At 28.5% G+C, this 13,838-nt stretch carries 11 protein-coding genes, 4 tRNA genes and 3 pseudogenes; 12 read left to right on the top strand and 6 right to left on the bottom strand.

The annotated features are described in order from the left end of the window. The first annotated feature begins 124 nt into the window (after positions 1 to 124). The 4 genes and pseudogenes from H2277_RS02560 (at position 125) to H2277_RS02545 (ending at position 4,752) form a co-directional block, all read left to right on the top strand. Positions 125 to 2,245 carry a TonB-dependent receptor gene (locus H2277_RS02560; protein ID WP_337200826.1) on the top strand — a complete coding sequence of 707 codons (2,121 nt, stop codon included), beginning with the start codon at positions 125 to 127 and terminating at the stop codon, positions 2,243 to 2,245. Next, positions 2,233 to 3,211, top strand: a pseudogene (locus H2277_RS02555) (FecCD family ABC transporter permease). Before H2277_RS02560 ends, H2277_RS02555 begins: the two are co-directional and overlap by 13 nt. Continuing rightward, the gene (locus tag H2277_RS02550; RefSeq protein ID WP_337200825.1) at positions 3,211 to 3,975 is read left to right on the top strand and encodes an ABC transporter ATP-binding protein; all 765 of its coding nucleotides are present in this window, start codon (positions 3,211 to 3,213) and stop codon (positions 3,973 to 3,975) included. Before H2277_RS02555 ends, H2277_RS02550 begins: the two are co-directional and overlap by 1 nt. Next, a pseudogene (locus tag H2277_RS02545) lies at positions 3,972 to 4,752 on the top strand (ABC transporter substrate-binding protein). The gene H2277_RS02550 and the pseudogene H2277_RS02545 overlap by 4 nt, the downstream one beginning before the upstream one ends. On the opposite strand, the gene H2277_RS02540 reads toward H2277_RS02545, so the two are convergent. Then, positions 4,736 to 5,587 (bottom strand): SPASM domain-containing protein, encoded by an 852-nt coding sequence (locus tag H2277_RS02540; protein ID WP_337200824.1) that lies wholly within the window; start codon positions 5,585 to 5,587, stop codon positions 4,736 to 4,738. The pseudogene H2277_RS02545 and the gene H2277_RS02540 overlap by 17 nt on opposite strands. Then, positions 5,584 to 6,627, bottom strand: a complete 1,044-nt coding sequence (gene mutY, locus H2277_RS02535) for an A/G-specific adenine glycosylase (protein WP_337200823.1) — start codon at positions 6,625 to 6,627, stop codon at positions 5,584 to 5,586. The genes H2277_RS02540 and mutY overlap by 4 nt, the downstream gene beginning before the upstream one ends. Before the next feature lie 81 nt (positions 6,628 to 6,708). On the opposite strand from mutY, the gene H2277_RS02530 reads away from it, so the two are divergent. The 7 genes from H2277_RS02530 (at position 6,709) to H2277_RS02500 (ending at position 9,427) form a co-directional block, all read left to right on the top strand. Then, complete coding sequence (locus H2277_RS02530) at positions 6,709 to 7,461, top strand: hypothetical protein (RefSeq protein WP_337200822.1); 753 nt, start codon at positions 6,709 to 6,711, stop codon at positions 7,459 to 7,461. A gap of 52 nt (positions 7,462 to 7,513) precedes the next feature. Continuing rightward, positions 7,514 to 7,588: transfer RNA gene (locus H2277_RS02525), tRNA-Gly, on the top strand. An 8-nt stretch (positions 7,589 to 7,596) separates the two neighbouring features. After that, positions 7,597 to 7,685, top strand: a tRNA-Leu gene (locus tag H2277_RS02520). A 17-nt stretch (positions 7,686 to 7,702) separates the two neighbouring features. Then, positions 7,703 to 7,776 (top strand) — tRNA-Cys (locus tag H2277_RS02515). 21 nt (positions 7,777 to 7,797) lie between these two features. Next, positions 7,798 to 7,885: transfer RNA gene (locus H2277_RS02510), tRNA-Ser, on the top strand. A gap of 74 nt (positions 7,886 to 7,959) precedes the next feature. Beyond that, positions 7,960 to 8,943, top strand: coding sequence for a bifunctional diaminohydroxyphosphoribosylaminopyrimidine deaminase/5-amino-6-(5-phosphoribosylamino)uracil reductase RibD (gene ribD / locus H2277_RS02505; RefSeq protein WP_337200884.1), 984 nt, complete (start codon positions 7,960 to 7,962; stop codon positions 8,941 to 8,943). Continuing rightward, positions 8,921 to 9,427, top strand: coding sequence for a hypothetical protein (locus tag H2277_RS02500; RefSeq protein ID WP_337200820.1), 507 nt, complete (start codon positions 8,921 to 8,923; stop codon positions 9,425 to 9,427). The genes ribD and H2277_RS02500 overlap by 23 nt, the downstream gene beginning before the upstream one ends. Positions 9,428 to 9,438: 11 nt before the next feature. Here the strand turns inward: H2277_RS02500 and H2277_RS02495 are convergent, their stop codons facing one another. The 4 genes from H2277_RS02495 to H2277_RS02480 form a co-directional block, all read right to left on the bottom strand. Then, a complete protein-coding gene (locus H2277_RS02495; RefSeq protein ID WP_337200819.1) occupies positions 9,439 to 10,803 on the bottom strand; it encodes an L-serine ammonia-lyase in 1,365 nt (454 codons plus the stop codon). A 6-nt stretch (positions 10,804 to 10,809) separates the two neighbouring features. Further along, positions 10,810 to 12,084, bottom strand: coding sequence for an aromatic amino acid transport family protein (locus tag H2277_RS02490; RefSeq protein WP_337200818.1), 1,275 nt, complete (start codon positions 12,082 to 12,084; stop codon positions 10,810 to 10,812). A 232-nt stretch (positions 12,085 to 12,316) separates the two neighbouring features. Next, entirely contained in the window at positions 12,317 to 12,733 is a 417-nt protein-coding gene (locus H2277_RS02485; RefSeq protein WP_337200817.1) for a PepSY-like domain-containing protein, read from the bottom strand. Between the two features lie 64 nt (positions 12,734 to 12,797). Next, a complete protein-coding gene (locus H2277_RS02480; protein WP_337200816.1) occupies positions 12,798 to 13,535 on the bottom strand; it encodes a DUF4261 domain-containing protein in 738 nt (245 codons plus the stop codon). 164 nt (positions 13,536 to 13,699) lie between these two features. Here H2277_RS02480 and H2277_RS02475 point away from each other — a divergent pair. Next, a pseudogene (locus H2277_RS02475) lies at positions 13,700 to 13,838 on the top strand (TonB-system energizer ExbB); the annotation flags it as partial.

The raw sequence follows: 13,838 nt of genomic DNA, 5'->3' as shown, positions 1-13,838 counted from the left end.
ATCTTAAAGACTAAGCCAATATTTTTAAAATCAAAAATTTTATTTATTTTTAAGATAATAAACGATAAATTTCTTACTTTATATTATGATATACATTATCATTTAATCTCTTAAGGAGTCAATCTTGCATAAAAAAACAACTCTAATAAAATTTTTTACCTTATTTAATTTTTTACTTATCGACATCAATGCGCAAGAAAGTAATGAAGAAGCTAAAATTAAACTTGATGAAGTTGTCGTTTCTGCAAATCAACAAGAATTTGATAACAATTTAAGAAATGTCATCATTATCAATGGATCTAAATTACAAAAAAAAGGTTTTAATTCTATAGAGCAGGCTTTAGAAAGAACAGCTGAAATTAATTTTGTTAATTTTGGGTTAGGAAGAAATATCGATATGCGAGGACAAGGTGATAAATCTAATGTCGCTGTTAAGGTTATGATTGATGGAAAATCGATTAATATGCTTGATAATTCCCACGGAGTAACTCCACTAAATAGTATCAATCTTGATAATGTTGAACGTATAGAAATTATTCCAGGTGGTGGATCTGTACTCTATGGAAATGGTACTCGCGGAGGTGCGATCAATATCATCACAAAAAAACAAAAAGAAGATTTATTTTCCATAGCTATAAAAGGAAATGGATACAATCAAAACAGATTAGGTGGCAATTTAGAAATCAATGCGGCCAAGAAAATCAAAGAAAACCTAGCTTTTAGTTTTAATATAGAAGGCTTTAACCAAGATGGCTATCAGGATGGCTATAATGAAAAAGGCTATTTTATAAACACTAAAACCTATATCAACCCTAATGAACAAAGTGATTTGATTTTTGGTTATAATTATTTTAAAAGTAAAAATACAGGAAGTGGATATTTAACAAAAGCACAAATTGAAGACAATCCTAAACAAAAAGGCAATGGGGAAAATATCACTTCTATTAATAGACCTGAAATCACTTTAGATTATCATTACTATCTTGATGATACTTGGGAATTTGATCTAGAAACTTTCTGGCAAAATCAAAAAATCAATTATCTCAAAGATGTTTCCATGATGACTGTTATGGGTATAACCTTACCTGTATATCAAAATGGAAGCAGCTTTGAAGATACCCTGACAGGGATAAATCTTAAAAGTAGATACAATTATAAAGACAATTCTTATATTATCTTTGGTTATGAACTTGCCAATCATGATGCTAAAAGAACAAGTGTTATCCATTATGATGTAAATATGCCTAAATTTTCAATCAATCACACCATGACAACCCTTATGGATATGAAAAAGCAAAGCCATTCTTTATTTGCGCTTGATTCTCATGAATTTAATGATATTTTCAGTATTTCTAATGGGTTAAGATATGAACGCAGTTTTTATAAAACCGATAGAAACTATACAAGCAAAATGCTTATTTTTAATCGACCTAAAAATAATACCGAAACCTTCAATACCAAAGATCAAGGCAATAATTTTGCCTTTGAAATCACTCCAAATTTTAAATACTCAAGCACAGGAAGTTTATACCTTAAATATGAAAGAGGCTTTATATCTCCTTCGCCAGCACAATTTGTCAATAAAGATCAAAAAACACAAAAATATTATTCTTCAAATTTAAATTCTGAAATTTTTAATACCTTTGAATTAGGAGTCAATGATCTTTGGTGGGATTTTTATGGATTTAATTTAACTTTATTTTACACCTTAAGCAAAAATGAAATTTCATATCTTGGAAATCCACATTCTGAAGCGGGTGCTTTTTGGAAATATTACAATATCGATCAAACTCATCGTATTGGCGCGGAATTAAATTTCGATCAAAGCTTTTTAGATGATATGCTTATATTTAGACAAAGCATAGCCTACATAGATGCTAAAATTTCAAAAGGGATTAACAAAGGAAAAAGAATTCCTTATGTCTCAAAAATCAAAGCTAGCGCGGGTATAGAATACACTATTAATTCAAATTTTAGCACCTTTTTAGATCTGACTTATTATTCTCGTGCTAAAGACGGTGGAATGATAGATGAAAAAACCGGAAAAATGAGTAAAAACGCTTGGATAAAAGATTACGCTTTGACAGATATTGGCTTAAGCTATTATTATAAAAAATTGCAAATTTCTAGCGGAATTAGAAATCTTTTTAACAAGCAATACTATACCTATCAAGACAGCCTCAATGATGAATATTTATCAGGAAGTGGTAGAAATTATTATTTAGAGTTAAAATATGTTTTTTAAAAAAAATTATTTGGGTTATAGGTATTTTTATTATTTCTTTGGGAGTTATCTTTATATCTCTTTGCCTAGGAGATGAAAATTTAAGCCCTGCTCAACTTTTTTCTCATCTTATTACAGAAAATGAAATTTTACGCCAAATTATAATCGATGGACGTTTGCCAAGAATAATAATGGCCATTTTAATTGGAATGCTTCTAGCAAGTAGTGGGGCTATAACTCAAAATGTTTTTTCAAATCCTATAGCCGATCCTTATATTATAGGTATAGCTTCAGCAGCAACTTTTGGTGCAGTCCTAGCTTATTTATTAAAATTGCCAGATTATTTTTATGGAATTTTAGGATTTTTTTGCTCTGCTTTTTTTTACCCTAATAATCTTTAAAATTTCATCAAAATCTTCTATAACTACTTTGCTTATTATAGGAATAGCAACTTCATCTTTTTTGGGAGCCTTTACTTCATTTTTTACCTACCTTATAGGAGAAGATTCTTTTAAAATAGTTGCTTGATTAATGGGAAATATTGGATCAACTTCTTGGCATGAAGTTGCTATTTTGATACTTCCGCTATTTTTATCTTTGTTATATTTTTATATACATAGAAATGAACTTAATATTATTTTAAGTGGTGATGATGAAGCTAGAAATTTAGGAGTGGATGCAAAAAAACTTAAAATTAACTTACTTATAATTTCTTCTCTATCTGTATCTTTTGCTGTATCTTTTACAGGATTAATTGGTTTTGTAGGTCTTATTATTCCTCATGGAGTAAGAATTTTATTTAAAAACTATAATAATATTTTAATAATACCTTTTTGTACAGTTTTTGGAAGTATTTTTTTGCTTATTTGTGATACTCTAGCTAGGACAATTATAGCACCTATACAAATTCCTATAGGAATTTTAACTGCTTTTATTGGATCACCAATTTTTTTATACTTAACTTTGAAAGCTAAAAGGTTATTATAATGCTTGAAATAAAAAATTTAAATTTTTCCTATAATAAAAAAATGCTGCTAGGAAATATTAATATAAATATTGAAAGTCAAACGTTTATAGGAATTTTAGGTCCTAATGAATCAGGTAAAAGCACTCTTTTAAAACTTATGCTTAAAAATTTAACTCCAACAAATGGTGAAATAATACTTTTTAATAAAAATATTAAAGATTTTCAACTTAAAGAATTTGCTAAAATTTGTGGCTTTGTTCCTCAAAATTCAGAACTTAAAACACCATTAAAAGTCATAGATGTGCTTTTAATGAGTAAATATATTCATTTAAAAAATTCTTTTAATACATACTCAAAAAAAGATATATTAGAAATTCAAGAATTAGCCCAAATGATAAAAATAGATGAATTATTACACAGAGATATATTGTCTCTAAGCGGAGGAGAATTTCAAAAAATATTATTAGCTAGAGCTTTACTCAAGCAACCAAAAATTCTATTTTTAGATGAACCTACATCTGCACTTGATTTAAACCATGCTATTGAAATTCTAAGTTTTTGTGAAAATTTAATTCAAGAACAAAAAATTACCATTATAGCAGTTCTTCATGATCTAAATCTCGCATCGCTTTTTTGCAATAAATTACTTTTTTTAAAAAAAGGAGAAATAAGATATTTTGGCAATACAAAAAAACTTTTAAAAAAAGAAATTTATAATTTAAATTGCAAAATTATTTATGAAAATTCAAAACCTTATATTTTAGCTTTAAAGGAAACAAAATGAAAAAAATACTAATCTTATGTTTTATACTTACAATAACACTTCAAGTAAAAGAGCGTATTATATCTCTTGATCCAGCAAGTGTTTAAACGCTTTTTATGTTAAAAGCAGATGATCAAATTATAGGTGTTGCCTCCTTAACACATTCAGATATTTATCCAAAAGAAAAAACTTCTAAAATTACAAGTGTTGGAACATTTACAAATCCATCAGTTGAAAAAATTATTTCCCTTGATCCAACTTTGGTAATTTTAAGCTCTTATTCTCTTAACTTAAAACAGAAACTTGATAATTTTGGCATCAAAACTATGGTTTTAAAAGCGCAACATCTTAATGATGTAAAAGATAATATAAAAATTCTTGCAAAAATAACACAAAAAGAAAAAGAGGGGGAGAAAATTTTAAAAAATTTTGAAGATGGATTAAAAAATTTAGAGAAACATCCTTTAAATAAAAGTGCAATTTATTTTTATTCTACTAATCCTTTAATGGCTTTTAGTGATAATTCTTTAATTGCTGATATTTTAAAACTTATCGGAATAAAAAATTTAAGTCCAAAAAGCAATATAGCACGTCCAATAATATCAGAAGAATATATACTAAAGCAAAATCCTGATTTATTTATTTTTGGAATTAATGCAACCGATAAAAATCTGCTAGATAGCAATTCTTTATTAAAAAAATACATATTTACTGTTACGCTTAAGTCCTAAAATTATAGATAGAATTAAAGAATTTAAAGCGGAATTAAAAAAAGCTGATTCTACAGTCTTACCTTGAAAAATTCACAACTTTGACAAAGCTTTTCGATGCGTTTATCTTCCTCGAAAGCTTTTTTCATCACTATTAAACGCTCAGAATTTAAAAGATTTTCAAAGCCATCTTTAAAAACATTGCCTAAATTTATATCCCCTTTAGCATCCAAACAGCAAGGAACTAAAGTCCCGTCGCTTAAAATTCCAATTTGATCTTTTAAAGCGTAACATTTTCCATGAAAGTATAAAGGCGTATCATCGAGATTTGGCCACTTAAAAAGCTTATTTTGATGAAGGATAATGTATCTTGCTAAATAATTTTTTGCTAAAGTAAAATCAATATTTTTTTGAAATTCTTTAGATAAAAACTCATAAATGATAAAATTTTCTTTAGGCGCTTTAAAATCAGTATCTAAATTCCAAAGCCTAAAATTAATAAAACTTGTTTTTTGGTTTCTTACATGTTCTTTGCAAAATGTTAAAATAGGATCAAAATATTGCCTTAAAGAAAATTTGCTTTGACTTAAAAAAGCCATCAAAGAAATATTAATCTGATGGATATTTTCATAATTTAGCAACAAATCACGATTTTTAACATCAAAATAAAAACCGCTCGTCGTAATTTCAAGTTTCATATTATAATCTTTAGCAATATCTAAATAATCCTTTAAATCCGGCAAAAGTAAAGGATCGCCTAAAAGATGCAGAGTAAAAAGCTTAGATTGATCGTGAATTTGCTTTGCTAAAGTGATAAAATTTTCTTTAGACATAATTTTTCGCGTTGCTTTTTGCGAAGGACAAAAATCACATTTTAAACCACAAATATCACTTAATTCTATATAAATTTTTTTAAATTTCATTCTTTTACTTTCAAAAGTATATTTTTTGATTTATAAATTTCAAGAGCCTTTAAAGAAAGTGCTGAAAGTGCGATGTGGCTAAGTTCATTTATTTTTTTAAACTCAAATCCCGTTTGATCTTTTAAAATTTGACAATAAATCTTTATATCAAGCCTATACTTAGTATAACTGTGTTTAAACTCTCTTAAAAATATCATATTTTTTTGTTTTTTAAATTCATTTTGCTTAAATAAAGGAAAATTATACATATTCTTATAAAGTTTTTCTTGACTTTTTTCAACAGCAATTTGATCTTTATAAATATAAAAAACAAGAGCTAAATTTAATTTTTCATAAACAATTTTCTTATTTTCTGGATAAGAATGTGGGTTAAATTTAGCTTTGCAAAAATCATACAAAGGGCAAATTCCACATTTTGGATTTTTTGGCAAACAAATCAGGGCACCTATATCAAGCAAAGCTTGATTGTGATTAAAAGCATCATTTAAATTTAAAATTTTATATGCTTTTAATTCAAGTTCTTTCATATTCGCATTTTTTAAAGTAAAAAGGCGAGAAAGCACACGGCGTATATTACCATCAACAAAAGCTACCTTTTGATCATAAGCAAAACAAGCAATTGCACCTGCTGTATAAGCACCTATACCGCTTAAGCTTTTTAATTTCTCAGGCTCTTTAGGTAAAACACCGCCAAATTTCTCCATACATTCTAAAGCTGCTTTTTTTAAATTTCTAGCTCGAGTGTAATAACCAAGCCCTTGCCAAGCTTTTAAAAGCTCGTCTTCATTGGCACTAGCTAAACTTTGTAAGGTAGGAAATTTTTGCAGAAATGGAAAATAAAATCTTTCTAAAACGGATTTCACCTGAGTTTGCTGAAGCATAATTTCACTGATATAAACCCCGTAAGCTCTATCAATTTGTTTTAATCTATTATCACAACGAGTACTTTGTAAATTCCGCCAAGGTAGATCTTTTCGCCCTTTATCTTCGTACCAAAGAAGTAATTTTTTTTGAAGTTTATCAACGGTTTGTTTTTGCATAAATCAAAGTATATCAAAAAATTTTAGATTTTTTTGATAAAATAAACAAAATCGATTCTTTAAAAAAAAGGGGGGGGGAATATGTTGGCTTTTTTTAAAGGTTTAGGTGTAGGATTTTTATGTCTTTTGCTTTTTGTGGCTGGAGTGATTTTTAATGTTGAATTTTTAGAGAAAAAACATTCAAATCAAGCTTTAAATTTTTCAAGAAATATAGAAATTAGCACTCATTTAAAACCTGATGAGTTCTATACAAATATTAATTTTTGGGCTAATGAAAATCTTGATAGTAAAATCACTTTAAGCGATAATGAAAAAAAACAAATTGCAGATACTTTCAATCAAATCATACAACGTACTCAAAAAGATAATTTTTGCAGCGGAGGAAGCTTTTCTTTAGAGCCTAATTTTTCTTATAAAGATGGTATACAAACCATAAAAGGACAAAAATTAAATGCAAATTTAGAATGCATTATTAAAGAAAATGATCTTGAAAATTTCAATCATTTTTTAAATGATTTAAATGCTATAGTTAATAAAAGTTCGTTTGTGGGAGTTTCTATACCTTCATTAGAACCTAAATTTTCAAAAAAACTTTTACAAGAAAATAAAGAAAAACTTTATAGTCAACTTTTGCAAAAAGCTTATTCTTATGAGGTAATTTATTCTAAAGATTTAAATAAAACTTGCACATTAAAAACCTTAGATACAAATTTAAATGCAAATATATCACCAAGATTTTTTGCTGCAAAATCCAATGATATGCAATTATCCCTGCCGGTTGTTAAAAATACAGAGCAAGGCTTAAGCGCTTCAGCATCATTTATATGTAAATAGCAAAATAAACTCATTTTAAGTTTATTTTGCTAGAATTTCATCTTTAAACTTTGCGGGAATAGCTCAGGGGTAGAGCACAACCTTGCCAAGGTTGGGGTCGCGAGTTCGAATCTCGTTTCCCGCTCCATATCACCCGCCCGGGTGGTGGAATTGGTAGACACAAGGGACTTAAAATCCCTCGGAATTTTTCTTCCGTGCCGGTTCAAGTCCGGCCTCGGGCACCACTTTCTAAATTTATCAGGGCGACATAGCCAAGCGGTAAGGCATGGGCCTGCAAAGCCTTGATCTCCGGTTCGAATCCGGATGTCGCCTCCAAAAAAGGCACAAAATTATAATCGGGAGATGGCTGAGTGGTCGAAAGCGGCGGTCTTGAAAACCGTTGAGGGTAACACCTCCAGGGGTTCGAATCCCTTTCTCCCGGCCACTAACTTTTTAAATACTCTATACAAAAACATAATAATATTATATAATCTCCTAAAAAGAATTTTAATGGAAGCAATGAAAGAATTTTACATGCAATTAGCCTTAAATGAGGCTTGGAAATATCAATTTTTAACCTACCCTAATCCTGCAGTAGGCTGTGTGATTTTAGACAAAAATGAAAAAATATTAGCCATAAAAGCACATGAAAAAGCAGGTTTGGCGCATGCAGAACTTAATGCAATTGCTCATGCTTTTAAAAGACTAAAGCCTGAAATTTCAATGCCTAAAGAAGCTAATGCCTTGCATGATTTTATTTGCAAAAATCATCAAAATGTATTTAAAGGAGCTATTGCTTTTGTCACCTTAGAACCTTGCTCTCATCAAGGAAAAACTCCTCCTTGTGCAAAGCTTTTTAGCGAACTTGGTTTTAAAAAAATTTTTATCAGTGTTAAAGATGAAAATGATATCGCAAAAGGCGGAGGAGATTTTTTAAGAAAACAAGGCATAGGGGTAGAATTTGGCATACTCGAAAAAGAAGGAAAAGATCTTTTAAAACCTTTTTTAAAATGGCAAAAAGGACAATTTAAACTTTTCAAATTGGCCCTTTCTATGAATGGATCAGCTTTAGGAAAAATCGTTAGCAATGAATTAAGTAGAACTTATGCTCATAAAATTCGTTCAATCATTGATCTTTTAGTGGTAGGTGGTCAAACCATAAGAAAGGATAAACCAACTTTAGACGCAAGACTTTGTCAAGGAAATGCGCCCGATCTTTGTATTTTAAGCCATGAAAAATTAGAAAATTTTGATCACAATATTCCTTTATTTCAAATTCCAAATCGCCAAATTTATACTCAAATTTCAGAAAAAGCTAGATTTTTAATGTATGAAGGAGGAGAAAATTTTTTAAAAAGTTTTAAAAATGAAATGGATTTATTTTTAATTTTTCAAAGTTCCATTTTAAATGATCAAAAAAATGTTACAATACCTTTAAATTTAAAACCTCTTTATAAAAATTTTTTAGGAAATGATACCTATGGCATTTATGAATCTGAATAAAATTTTTCGTATAGATTATGATTTTAATTTCTTTAAAATTGAAAAGAAAAGTGATATTAAAAATATTATTTTAAAAGATTATATTTTAAAATCTTACAAAGATGAACTTAACCCAAATGGAGAAACTTTTATCTATCAAGGAATAAAAGAGCAAGTTTTTAAAGAAAATGATGAAATTCTTATTTTAAATATTGGTAGAAAAATCATATTTTTTAAAAATTTAACCCAAAATTCAGACAATCTTGGCGAAATTCAAACAAAGCAAAGTTTGCTTTTATCTTTTTTATTTTTTGGAGGTTTATTTTTTGCTAGCTTATTTTTAATACAATTTAACATAACTGATTTGCTCTTTCTAATCTTATGTATTATAGTATTAATCGCAAGTTCCATTAGTACTAATCTACTTTTTAAACATATCAATTTATTAAAAAAATTTTCAAAAAAAGAAATAATAGAATTTTTAAAAAAAAAGAAAAAATGTTAAAGCATAATGCTTTAACATACAGTTTTTAAATTCGTAGCAAGACCACCTAAAGAAGTTTCTTTGTATTTATAATTCATATCTTTACCGGTTTCATACATTGTTTCTATCACTTCATCAAGAGTAACTTTAGGGGTTGATTGTCGAGTCATAGCCATTCTTGCTGCACTGATAGCTTTAATCGCTCCAAAAGCATTTCTTTCAATACAAGGAATTTGAACAAGTCCTGCAACAGGATCGCAAGTTAAACCTAAATGATGCTCCATTGCTACTTCAGCAGCATTGCAAGCTTTAAAGGCATTAGCACCCAAAACTGTAGCCATTGCGGCAGCAGCCATAGAACTTGCACTACCAATTTCAGCTTGACATCCAGCTTCAGCTCCACTAATACTTGCATTTTTCTTATATAATGAACCAATTAACATGGCCGCTAATAAGAAATTTATGGCCTGTTCATCATTAAAACCTACAGTGTGATTTTTAAGATAAAGCATGACAGCAGGAACAACTGCACAAGCTCCATTTGTAGGAGCTGTAACTACTCTAGCACCACTTGCATTTTCCTCTGCGACTGCTAGCGCATATAATGAAATAAAATCAATCATTCCCATAGGATCAGTCGTCATAGAAATACGCTCGTGTAAGCCTTTGGCTCTGCGTTTTAGATTAAGCTTCCCAGGTAAATACTCTTCGGTAGGATGAATTCCATTATAATAAACTTCTTGCATCACTTCCCAAATTTCAAGGCAATAAGACCTAATCTCTTCTTTTGTATGAAATTGCAATTCGTATTGATAAGAAAGCTCTGCTAAATTCCAATTATTTTTCTCGCAAAATTCAAGAACTTCTTTAGCGCTATTGAGTTCGATTTCATTTTTGCTTGATAAGTTTTGACCTAAATTTTTATTTCTTTTTTCTAATTCTGCAGCAGTTAAAACAAAACCACCGCCTACAGAATAATAGGTTTCTTCATCGATAAGTTCATCTTTTTCATTAAAAGCTTTAATTTGCATTCCATTTTCATGCAAAGGTAAAAAATCTTTAGAAAAAATCAAATCTCTTTCATAATTAAAATTTAATTCTTTTTCTCCACATAGATTGATTTTACCTTTTTCTAAAGCGTTTTTATTGGCTTCTTCTTGTATAGAGGCACTTAAATTTTTAGCTTCTAAACCATTTAAGCCCCAAATTACAGCCTTATCACTTAAGTGTCCTTTGCCAGTTAAAGACAAAGAACCATAAAGAGTAACTTGAATTTTAGTTATTTCATCAAGTCTTTTCGCAATCTTTTTGCAAAATAAATTTCCAGCAAGCATAGGTCCTAAGGTATGCGAAGATGAAGGACCTACACCTATTTTAAAAATACTTAAATTACTCATTATATACTACTTTACAAAATATTCTAAAATAAGATTATGCACAACAGCTGAAATAGCTACTATTCCCATAATAGCAATAAAAATATCTAAACCTTTACTGCGGAATTTTGCCAAAATATCAAAACGATAAATACAATAAATTGGCATCAAGAAAAGTAAAATTGCTAAAACTGGACCACCTATAGTCTCGATAATACCTATAACACTTGGATTTTCATAAGCTACATACCAAGCAATAACAAAAGTGATAATTGCTGTTAAAGTTTGAGCTAATTTACCTTGAATTTTTCCATTACTTGCTTTATATAAAATACCATTTAAACCTTCTTGGGAACCAAGATAATGTCCTAAGAAACTTTTACTGATCGCAACAAGAGCAACAATAGGCCCAACATAAGTTAAAACAGCTACTTGAGGGAATTTATTTGCAATAAAAGTTAAAATATTAACATTTTGAGCTTTTGCAGAAGCAAATTCTTCAGGAGTAAAAGTCAAGGCGCAAGAAAAAATAAAAAACATAACCACAAAAACCATTAAAACCACAGCTGAAGAAATAATTCTTCTAGCACGAAACTCTGCATTGTCACCATACTCTTTTTTACAAAAACATGCCAAAGATGAAATAATCGGAGAGTGATTAAAACTAAATACCATGACAGGAATTACAAGCCATAAAGTCACCCAAAAATTACTTGTTTGAAATACCGAAAAATCTATATTTGTAAATAAAGCTGTATTCCATTGAGGAATTAAAAGCAATGAAAGGATAAACAAAAATATAATAAAAGGGAAAACAAGAAAACTCATAGCTCTAGTAACTACACCTTCGCCAAAAATTGAAACAAGAACTAAAGCGCCTACGATCAAAAAGCTTATCCATATACGAGCTCCGTGAAGTGTTGCTGCATCATAATGAAACTGGTTGATTAAAAATTCAATCAAAGTTGTTGTAAGATTTGCACTATAAACAAGCAAAATAGGTAAAATAGCAAAAAAATACAACACAGTAATTAAAAATCCACCGCCTTTACCAAAATAACTTTGTACAACAAAAGTAATATCATCTTTTGGATTGGAACTTGAAAGAACAAAACGACATAAATTTCTATGAGCCAAATAAGTCATAGGAAAAGCTAAAACAAGTATAACTAGTAAAGGAATCAATCCACCAAGTCCTGCACTTATAGGTAGCAAAAGCACACCTGCACCAATTGCTGTTCCAAAAAGAGATAACACCCACCTTATATCGTGGCTAGTCCATTTATTGTTAGAAGTATTCATCTGTATTTTCCTTTTTAACGATAAAATAATTAGGCCATTATATCAGATTTTTGTAAATATTAAAGATACTTTTATTATATAATTAAATTTTTATAAAACATTTTATTAATTAAAAATTAATAAAATAATAAGAATTTAGAAGATGTTATCAAAGTATAGAAATATTCTTTCAGTTTTAATTAAAATATTTGAATTTTTTCAAATATTTTAATTATTTTTTAACACTTTACAATTAATGATCCATTTTTTGCCCTAAGATGTTACCTTGAGCATCTGTATATATTTTCATATAATTATTTAATTCAAATTTATATCCATTCACTTCTTTACTCACCTCTAGAATTTGTGCGTTTGAAGAAGTGCTTATCTTAGGCATAATGTTTGGCAAAATACTGTTAGGTAATGCTTGATATTTTCCATCCACTTCTTTCCATTCCCCATTGATCATAAAGTCTATCTCTGTTCCATTATTTAAAGTTACATCAAAAGAATCAATATCTTTTTTAACTAAAGCAATTTGAGCATTTTTAAAATTTGTATTAATAAATTCTTGCGCATTTTTTGGAAGAGTATTAGCAGGAACAATAATATCTTTAGCTAAAAGCACTGTAGCTCCTAATAAAGCCGCTAAACCTAATTTTATTTTCATTTTTTCTCCTTTTTTGTTTTGGTTGCGAGAATTAAATCTAATTTTTGTGAAGTTAATGTGAAATCTAAAAATTTATTTTTAGACTATCTCCTTCAACACTCACTCCTTTACTTTTTGAAAAATTAATATTTTTTCCATCTTCAAATTTCAAAGTGTCTAAATCTTTTAATTCGATATCATAAGTTAAAATATGTAAAATAATATCATATAAAGAAAAAAACAATTCCTTTTCATCCATTTTACTTTCACAAACTTCAAATTCTAAACGGTCAAAATTTCTTAGCCCATAAGTATAAGCATTAACACCATTTTCGCAAGGATATACACTTACATAAACCCAATTATAAACTGGCAAACGATTTTCTTTTAGCATATTGGCATTTTCTATATAAAATTTAGGCTCTAAAACAACCCCACCGGTATAAAATCCTAAAGCATTTTTATCTTGCAAACATGCGGATGAAACTTGAGTGAAAAGTTTAGCTTGCTCAAGTTTACTTTCACTTTGACTTAGTACAGCAACCAAAAGATGGGCTTTGTGCTTTTTTGTCTCTTTTAAAGCATCTTTCCAGATAAAATTAAAATTCGCATAATACTCAGCTTCTTCATTAGGTATAGGATTTTTAATCAAACTTAGAGTCACAAGCATATTTTTGTGATAAAAAATAACACCATCTTGATTAAAATTCTCATCTGGAATCAAAATATCAAATTCATTTTTAAGCAAATTTTGCAATTTTAAAAAGTCAAATTCATCATCACTTAAAAGCACAAAAGAAGTAAAATTATGGTTTTGTTGCATACTTTTTTCCTTGGAATTCATTATTTAAAATTTATTATATCTTAAAAAATTCATTTTTTAGGGTAGAAATTTTTAAAAATTATGATAATTACTATTAATTATAGTTTTATTTTTCTTGTAGTATAATCGTGCGGTTTTAACAAATATTTAATGGGATTTATATAATGGAATTTTTAAGAGATTATATTGATTTAATTATTTTTTTAATTTTAGGAATAATGGCTTTTATAGCACTTTGGTGTGTTATTGAAAGATTATTATTTTTTAGAAAAATTGATTTTAAAAATTATAAAAATCAAGAAG

Source organism: Campylobacter sp. W0014 (assembly GCF_020135975.1).
Lineage (GTDB): Bacteria > Campylobacterota > Campylobacteria > Campylobacterales > Campylobacteraceae > Campylobacter_D.
This window is presented reverse-complemented; position numbering and strand designations above follow the sequence as displayed.

Bases quoted from the DNA above. Each gene is read 5' to 3' on its own strand.
- H2277_RS02550 (WP_337200825.1), top strand. From the start codon at position 3,211: ATGCTTGAAATAAAAAATTTAAATTTTTCCTATAATAAAAAAATGCTG.
- H2277_RS02540 (WP_337200824.1), bottom strand. From the start codon at position 5,587: ATGAAATTTAAAAAAATTTATATAGAATTAAGTGATATTTGTGGTTTA.
- mutY (WP_337200823.1), bottom strand. From the start codon at position 6,627: ATGCAAAAACAAACCGTTGATAAACTTCAAAAAAAATTACTTCTTTGG.
- H2277_RS02530 (WP_337200822.1), top strand. From the start codon at position 6,709: ATGTTGGCTTTTTTTAAAGGTTTAGGTGTAGGATTTTTATGTCTTTTG.
- ribD (WP_337200884.1), top strand. From the start codon at position 7,960: ATGAAAGAATTTTACATGCAATTAGCCTTAAATGAGGCTTGGAAATAT.
- H2277_RS02500 (WP_337200820.1), top strand. From the start codon at position 8,921: ATGGCATTTATGAATCTGAATAAAATTTTTCGTATAGATTATGATTTT.
- H2277_RS02495 (WP_337200819.1), bottom strand. From the start codon at position 10,803: ATGAGTAATTTAAGTATTTTTAAAATAGGTGTAGGTCCTTCATCTTCG.
- H2277_RS02490 (WP_337200818.1), bottom strand. From the start codon at position 12,084: ATGAATACTTCTAACAATAAATGGACTAGCCACGATATAAGGTGGGTG.
- H2277_RS02485 (WP_337200817.1), bottom strand. From the start codon at position 12,733: ATGAAAATAAAATTAGGTTTAGCGGCTTTATTAGGAGCTACAGTGCTT.
- H2277_RS02480 (WP_337200816.1), bottom strand. From the start codon at position 13,535: ATGCAACAAAACCATAATTTTACTTCTTTTGTGCTTTTAAGTGATGAT.